The 894-nt window shown below is 48.4% G+C and carries 2 protein-coding genes; both read right to left on the bottom strand.

The features are described from left to right. Nucleotides 1-10: 10 nt before the first annotated feature. Nucleotides 11-688 carry a response regulator transcription factor gene (locus tag LI149_RS15010; RefSeq protein WP_227069887.1) on the bottom strand — a complete coding sequence of 226 codons (678 nt, stop codon included), beginning with the start codon at nt 686-688 and terminating at the stop codon, nt 11-13. A 19-nt stretch (nt 689-707) separates the two neighbouring features. Then, nucleotides 708-894, bottom strand: a 187-nt coding sequence (locus LI149_RS15005) for a hypothetical protein (RefSeq protein WP_227143610.1), incomplete at its 5' end; no start/stop codon positions are given.

Raw genomic sequence — 894 nt, 5'->3', positions numbered from 1 at the left:
CAAAGCTGCTTCATGGAGCCACCCCCGTTTCCAGACGATAGCCCATCCCACGAACTGCAACGATTCGCTGCTTCATTTCAAGGGCGGACATCGTTTTTTTCAGCCGGGTTAGGTTAACCTGCAAGGCATTTTCATCTATGTATTCCGTGGTTCCCCATAGTGCCATGCAAAGCTGCTCCGTCGTGACCAGAGCATCGCCGCCGGACAAAAGAGCGACCAACAGTTTTCCCTGATTTTTTGGAAGCACCACAGAGGTATTATGAATATAAAGCGTGTAGGTCTGCTGGTCTAACAGGAAATCTGGTCCCTCTATGAGATTGGTACGGCCTTCATACCTTTTGAGAATATTGGATACCCTGGCAAGAAGTCGATCTTTTCTGCACGGCTTCGTCAAATATTCATCGGCACCCAACTGGAACGCTTGCAGTTCATCCTTTACCTGATCTCTGGAAGTCAGCACCAGGACGGGGATAGCAGTTTTATTCTTTAGCTCCTGGCAGATTTGAAAGCCACTGATCTCCGGCAAGTTCAGGTCTAAGATCACAAGGTCAGGGCGGAGGGCTGCCAGGAGCCGAGCGGCATCTTCAAACTCGGTAATTGCCTCCACAAGATAGCCGTCCTTTTGGAGCATATCGCAGAGTTCTTCCCGCATATAGACTTCATCTTCCACAACAGCAATTCTTTTCATGACAGCACCTCCTTCCAAATTATTCTTCTCTCTGCGGCTGCATCAGTGTCAGCAAATACCGATCACTGGAGCGCTTGACCACTCTCATATAAATATATTCTATCACGCAAAGTAGTAAAATCATAGCAGCAGATACAAGCAGCATTTCAGACACTGTCCCACGGGTTCGGGACGAGAGTATCCCTGTAAATAACGCCCTGACTCCA

The sequence above is a fragment of the Dorea sp. 210702-DFI.3.17 genome, from assembly GCF_020560825.1.
Lineage (GTDB): Bacteria > Bacillota > Clostridia > Lachnospirales > Lachnospiraceae > Dorea > Dorea formicigenerans.
The sequence above is the reverse complement of the archived record's forward strand: the minus strand, read 5'-3'. Positions and strand labels throughout refer to the sequence as shown.